Here is a 7,074-nt window from a genome sequence, read left to right on the forward strand (position 1 = left end):
GGTGGGTTTGAGTTTTTCTTGGTTTTTCATATATCTTAATTAATATTTGTAGGAAATGTAATAAAAGAATTTAGGGGACTTTTGAAAGTCTATGTCTTACAAAGGCTGGAGAAAGAAAAAATCCACCCACCTCGACAGAGCGGAGCGACGAGAGGTCTCTATTATTATCTTTGGAATGAGATTTTGTGGATGCATCGTGTTTTTTTAATTGATCATATCATTACTTATTATTACAAACATTTCAATTATTAGGAGAAATCATATATAATAAAAGAAATACAGGAGGGGTTTATGTATTATGTCTATATACTTATGAATAAAAGCAATGAAAGATTTTATGTTGGCCATGCTTATGATTTGAGAAAAAGAGTGTGGGAGCATAAGAACCATGTTGATCCAGATTCTCATACTGCAAAATATAATATAACAAAGCTTGTTTACTTTGAATGTGGAGATGATTTTTACGAATCAAGGGCCAGGGAGAAACAGATAAAAAAATATAGTCGAGAAAAGAAGTATGCTTTGATAGAGAAGGATAATTCTTATTTTAGAGAATTGTATTATGATTTATTTTAGTGAGGGTGTTTTATAGAGCTGATAACGATGCATTAACGGAAACCATGATGTAGGGAACTATAGAGGTCTCTCCACTCCTTTCAGTCGGTCGAGACGGGTGGTGGGTTTGAGTTTTTCTTGGTTTTTCATATATCTTAATTAATATTTGTAGGAATTGTAAAAAAAAGAATTTAGGGGACTTTTGAAAGTCTATGTATTTCAAACACAAGGGAAAGAAAAAATTCTCCCACCTCCTCTCGACTAGGCTCGAGGTAAACTGAGCGCAGCGACGAGAGGTCTCTATTATTATCTATGGAATGGGATTTTGTGGAAGCATCGGGATATTATGATGATCTTAATTTATATAGATAATAACGGTGTATTTACGGAACCTATTATGTAGGGAACGATAGAGGTTTTTCGTCTCCACGAGACGACGGGCTTGCATCCGTTCGAGACGGGTTGAGGGTTTGAGATTTTTTGTGATTAACTTAAAAGGTATGGTTATAAAAATGTGAGATTCTTTTCTTTACAGAATTTTTAAAATAAATTTTAATTTGCAGAAATAGTAAAATTGAATTTTATATTTATTTTCCTTATTTGAATTTTATTTTCTATTACTATTAATACTTGGGATTATTTTTGTTTTTTGTCCAAAAAACTTGATTTATCTATTATTTTTCATAGTATTTTCAAAGCTTTTGTGATATAATAGTTATAACTAGAAGAAAATTATTATATTTATTTTTAAAATCAAATATATTACAAAAACTATAATAAAATGCAAATTTACTGTGTTTTTCCTTGGCTTTTGATGTTGCCTTGGTTTTTGGATTCTTGGAGGAATTATGAAAAATATACTTAAGGCTAAGTACATATCTTTCTTATTGGCTTTGGTCATGGTTGTGGGGATTTTCCTTCCTTGCGGCGGTGCTTTGGCTAAGGAGAATACAAAAAAAGAGGATAAGAGTTCGGCTAAGTACTCTATTAGTATTGATATAACAATTAATAATAAAAAGGAATTAAAAGATAAGTTGGAAAAGGGTCAGGCTATAGAGGCTTCTCATAGGGAAGTTAAGGTTTATAAACTTAAGGTCGATAAGGATATGACTGATGAAGATAGGCTTAAATTTGCCAAGGATTTTGATGGCCTAAGTATAGCAGAGACTGAAAAGAAGCTTAAGGATGATAAGAAGCTTGATAAAGTGATCCCATCTGAGAAGAGCAAGTATGTCTATGGTGATAAGGCCTATGATAATATTAATCCTAAGGATATTAAGGACTTTAAACTTGATAATTTAGATTTAGATAATGAAAAGATTGAACTTAAGGATCTTGATGCTGGATATTATCTAATTAAAGAAACTGACGAGTCCAAAAATATTCCTAATAAAAAACTTGTTACCCAAGTTGTAAAGATTCCTGGAGAAGGAATGACCGGTAATGTTTTAGCTGTCGTTGCCAAAGAAGAGCAAAAAGTTAAAGTTAAGCCAAAAGATATTAAACTTATCAAAGTTGATGCTAATAACAAGGATATTAAGCTTGATAAGGCAGAGTTTGAGCTTTATAAAAAAGGCGATTCAAACCCTGTACATGTCGAGGGTAGCAGAGGCAACTATATTTATAAAGAACAAGGAAAAACTACTGTTCTTGAAACTTGGAATGGTGGAGAGATTGTAGTACAAAATCTTCCAGAAGGTATTTATTATTTTAAGGAAATAAAACCAGCGCCTGGTTATCCAGAAGAAGGTAATAAAGGAAAAGTTTCCAAGAATCTAAAACTAGGGGAATCTGATACAGTTGAGAATAAGCCTACTCCTATTCTTAAAAAGGTTGATAAGGATACTGGCGAGGCTTTAAATGGAGCTGTTTTTGAACTTTATAAAAAAGATGGAACTAAGCTTAATTTCAAGGAAACAAGTGTTGGTTATGAGCAAGACCCTAATGGCAAGGCTAAGCTTGTAACTAAAAACGGTGGTATTCTCAATATAACTAATTTGGCAAATGGTGAATATACTATCAAGGAAGTTGAAGCTCCAAAAAATTATAAAAAAGCCGATATTAAAGAAGATTTTAAGGTTAATAATTTTAATGCTGTGGATAAAGATGGTAAATTAAGAATTTTGGTTATCAAAAATGAACTCATAATACCACCACCACCTGTAAAAACCCCAAGGGGTGGCTATAACTTTGTTAAGATTGATTGTTCCAAGGAAGAGAAGAGGCTTGTTGGTGCTAAGTTTATTTTGATGAAAAAATCTGGTGTTGGTTATGAGAGAGTCCTTGTTAATGGCAAGGTGGTTTCCCTAACTTCTAAGGATAATGGTGAATTTTCTATAGATGGACTTCCTTATGGGGATTACGCTCTTAGAGAAGTTGAAGCGCCAAAAAACCATATTATTACAAGGGATCTTATTCCATTTACTGTAGATGCTGCTAGTAGTTTACTACCTGCTAAAAAGATTGTGAATATGACTTGCCCACCTGTGAAAATTGTTAGCAAGGAAAATACTATTACAACCAAATATGTACCTGGGAATATAACTACGATTGTGAAGAATACTGATATGATTGTTAAGACTGGTGATATTAAAATTATTATCATGGCTATCCTTGGTTTAATTCTTTTAGCAATGGGTATTAAACTTGTTAAGAGTGGTGAGAGATTACAAAGAGTATAAATATGAAGGATCCTTCATTTGAGGGGTCCTTATTTTACATGTGTAGGTTTAATGAGCTTTTTAAATCTTATAGTAAAATATAAAAGACAGCAGGGCGTTTGCTCTTTTTACATAAAGGAAGATTATGGCTAAGAAAAAGGTTAAAGGAAAAAATACCAAAGGAAAAAAAGTTAATAAGAAAAAGTCACGTTGGCTCTTTAGGCTAATTTTTTTGCTTGGATTTTTGGTGATGATGTATCCCTTAATTTCAAGGCTATATTACCGTATTGATTCTAATGAGAGGGTGGAGATCTTCTCTAAAGAGGTCAAAAAGCTTGATACTAAGGAAATCGACAGGAGGATAAATCTTGCCAAGGCCTATAACGAGTCTCTTACAGGTAAGATTGCATCTGACCCTTATACTAGGAAAAAGCACGAGGAAGGCCGTAAGGAATACGCTCGTATGCTTGAGGTTGAGGAGATGATTGGTACTGTTGATATACCAAAGATTAACCAAAAGCTACCTATATATGCAGGTACTAGTGAGGATATTCTCCAAAAGGGTGTTGGCCATTTGGAGGGAACTTCCCTTCCTATTGGTGGTAACTCTACCCATACAGTTTTGACAGCCCATTCAGGTTTGCCTGAGGCGACACTTTTTACCCACTTAAATGAATTAGAGATCGGAGATAAGTTTTATATCGAAAATATCGAGGGTATCATCGCCTACCAAGTCGACCAGATAAAGGTAATTGAACCTTCTAACTTTGAAGATTTGATGATTAGTCCGGGCCACGATTATGCGACTCTTTTGACCTGTACCCCAATCATGATTAATACCCACAGGCTTATTGTAAGGGGTCACAGAGTCCCTTATGTACCGGCAGTTGATGAGGAATCTATTAGGGAAAACAGGAATAACTGGATTTTCAGAATGCTATTCTTTGCATCACTTATCCTAATCTTAATCTTAATAATTTTGATTTTGAAACTAAGACGTGATAACAAAAAGTATTTCAAGAAAATTAGCGAATTTACCAAGGGTGGATTCATAAAAACTAGACCTAAGAATTTATCTGGCCGAGGAGATTTATTTGATAATCTAGCAGGTGAGGATGATGACTATGTCCAAGAAGACTAGAAATAGATTAGTTTATATGGCGATTTTCGTCCTAGGACTTTTGATTTTCTCCTATCCCTTGATAAGCCAGAAATATTATGAAATCAAGGCGGAAGACGAAGTAATTACTTTCACCAAGGCTGCTAAAGAGCTTTCTCCAGAAGACCTTGATAGGAGGATGGCGCTAGCTGAGGCTTACAACCGTACCCTCGATCCTTCAAGGCTTGCCGACCCTTATACCGAAATGGAAAAAGCTGGTCGTGCTGAATATGCCAGGATGCTTGAAGTTGAGGAGATGGTCGGCCATATCAAAATCCCAAAGATAAGGGTGGATATTCCTATCCGTGCTGGTACAAGTGAAGATGTTTTGCAAAAGGGTGCAGGCCACTTGGAGGGTACAAGTTTGCCAATAGGCGGCAAATCTACCCATACTGTTATTACTGCCCACAGGGGTCTACCAAATGCCAAACTTTTTAGGAACTTGGACCAACTTGCCTATGGGGATATATTTTATATTACCAATATCAAGGAAACTATTGCCTACAAGGTTGATAAGATCCAGGTTGTAGAGCCATCGAACTTTGAACCGGTCCTTGTTGTTGAAAAAAAGGACTATGCTACTCTTTTGACCTGTACGCCCTATATGATTAACTCTCACAGGCTTTTGGTGCGTGGGGTGAGGATTCCATATCAGGAGGCTATTGACGATGGTGTTGCCAATACACCTAGGGCAAGGATAGACTTTTTCAGGATGGTTTTGGTCCTTATACCGATAATAATTATACTGACTTTGACACTCTTTAGAGAAAAGAAAAGGACTGATACCCTAAGTAAGGAGCTAAGAGAAATTGAAGAAAGAAATCAAATTAACTAAAAAATCCTTTTGTGGATATATATTAATTTTGCTTGGGCTTTTGCTTTTAACTAGTCCCTTGGTTTTGAGGTTTTATCACGATATGGTGGCTCAAAGTGAGAAAAAAGCCTTTGAAAAAATCGAAGCCAGCAAGTCTGAAGATGAAATAAAAGAAGAAAACAAAAAAGCAGAGACCTATAATGAACAAATTAAGAAAAATGACCTAAATGTAGAAGACCCTTTTACAACAGACGATTACAAAAACAAGTACCAGATGTTTAGGTCAACCAACACACCATTTGCCTACTTATCCATACCAAAACTAGATAAGTATTTGCCCCTATATTTGGATGCGACTTATGAACATATTTCAAAGGGCGTTGCCCAAGTGGCAGGAACATCTATTCCTATTGGTGGAAAAGGCACAAGGTCTGCCATCGCTGGCCACAGGGGTTGGTGGGGCGATACCATGTTTTTGTATGTGGACGAACTTGAAAGTGGGGACTATATTTATATAGAAAGAGCTAAGGAAACCATGCGCTATGTTGTAAGTGACAAGGAAGTCATAGGGCCATACGATTGGAGTAAGCTCGCCCCAAGGGGGGATTTAGACATGATTACTCTCCTCACCTGTAGTCCATTTTTGCCACCAAGACCAAACAGGCTTTTGGTAAATGCAGTCAGAGACGAATCTGGTCCAGCAGATGAATTTAAACTCCCATCTGGGGAATATGTTGCTAGTGAAAATGACTCCAAGGCAGGAGATAGCATAGTAAAAATAACCAAGTTTTTTACCTTCATAGGAGCCATAGGCGGAATCTTGGCAATAATTTATACAGGCCAAAGATTTGCAAAAAGATTAAAGGCAGGATTTTATAAAAAAACAGAAAGCTTATAGGGTTAAAAAATAGCCCTATAAGTTTTTTTTATCTAAATTTTACACAAGAAGTGTTAAACTAAGGAAAAAGGAGGAAGTATGAAAAAGATTTTTAATAAAAAAACTATGGGCCTTTGTGGCGTAGTAGTACTAGTAACCTTATTTTTCCTAGTCAAGTCTTATGCAAATAAGCTAGGAGATTATCAGATGAAAATAGGTATGAAAATTAATCAAAAAGTGGAGGATTCGCTGATTTTTCCAGGTCATAGGCAAGTCGCCTATTGGAAAATAGAAGATGGGAAAATGGGACCTTGGGACTTGATGCGCCTAGCCAAAGATTCGGATAAAATGACATTAGGGGAAATAAGCAAAAAATTAGGACAGGAACCAAAATATTCTTCAAAATCTAAATTAGTCTTTGATGGCAAGGAATATGACAAAATGACAGACGCCATGTATGAGAAAAACAAGGCAAGGGTAAAAGAAGAGATAAAAATAGAAAATCTCCAAGAAGGATCCTACCTAATCAAAGAAACTGACCAATCCTTTAAGGAAAGCAGGGCCAAGGAAAGAATAAGAACTAGAGTAGAATACATAGGCAAAGAATCAGCCCCTGACGGGGTTTTGAATTTAGAATAAAAGTCAGTCTAAAAATGATATAAAGCGAAAAATTAAAGGAAAAGCAAACGCAAAAAAATTTGCGTTTGTTTTGCGTTTGATAAGTTGAAAATTTAATTAAATTGAGAATATGAAAGGTAAGGGGATTTGAACTTAGTGAAGACCTTTTAATAATATAATAGAAATGGCGGGATTTCAAGCTTTTTGGATGTAAATATTAGATGAGAATTTGGTCTAAAATGAAATACGTTTAAAAAAAGCAAACGTAAAAAAATTTGCGTTTGTTTTACGTTTGATAAGTTAAAAATTTACTTAAATCGAGAATATGAAAGGCATGGGATTTGAACTTAGTGAAGACCTTTTAATAATATAATAGAAATGGCGGGATTTC

The 7,074-nt window shown here is 35.2% G+C and carries 6 protein-coding genes; all 6 read left to right on the top strand.

From position 1 onward, the window contains the following. The first annotated feature begins 291 nt into the window (after positions 1–291). A complete protein-coding gene (locus RQ907_RS06675; protein ID WP_311492601.1) occupies positions 292–576 on the top strand; it encodes a GIY-YIG nuclease family protein in 285 nt (94 codons plus the stop codon). A gap of 827 nt (positions 577–1,403) precedes the next feature. Further along, positions 1,404–3,236, top strand: coding sequence for a SpaA isopeptide-forming pilin-related protein (locus RQ907_RS06680; RefSeq protein WP_311492602.1), 1,833 nt, complete (start codon positions 1,404–1,406; stop codon positions 3,234–3,236). A 124-nt stretch (positions 3,237–3,360) separates the two neighbouring features. Then, positions 3,361–4,356, top strand: a complete 996-nt coding sequence (locus tag RQ907_RS06685) for a class C sortase (RefSeq protein WP_311492603.1) — start codon at positions 3,361–3,363, stop codon at positions 4,354–4,356. Further along, entirely contained in the window at positions 4,340–5,209 is an 870-nt protein-coding gene (locus tag RQ907_RS06690) for a class C sortase (RefSeq protein ID WP_399522413.1), read from the top strand. The genes RQ907_RS06685 and RQ907_RS06690 overlap by 17 nt, the downstream gene beginning before the upstream one ends. After that, positions 5,184–6,086, top strand: a complete 903-nt coding sequence (locus RQ907_RS06695; protein ID WP_311492605.1) for a class C sortase — start codon at positions 5,184–5,186, stop codon at positions 6,084–6,086. The genes RQ907_RS06690 and RQ907_RS06695 overlap by 26 nt, the downstream gene beginning before the upstream one ends. A gap of 78 nt (positions 6,087–6,164) precedes the next feature. After that, entirely contained in the window at positions 6,165–6,704 is a 540-nt protein-coding gene (locus RQ907_RS06700) for a hypothetical protein (RefSeq protein ID WP_311492606.1), read from the top strand. Positions 6,705–7,074: the final 370 nt, after the last annotated feature.

Origin of the sequence: uncultured Anaerococcus sp., assembly GCF_963510575.1 — a bacterium.
GTDB lineage: Bacteria > Bacillota > Clostridia > Tissierellales > Peptoniphilaceae > Anaerococcus.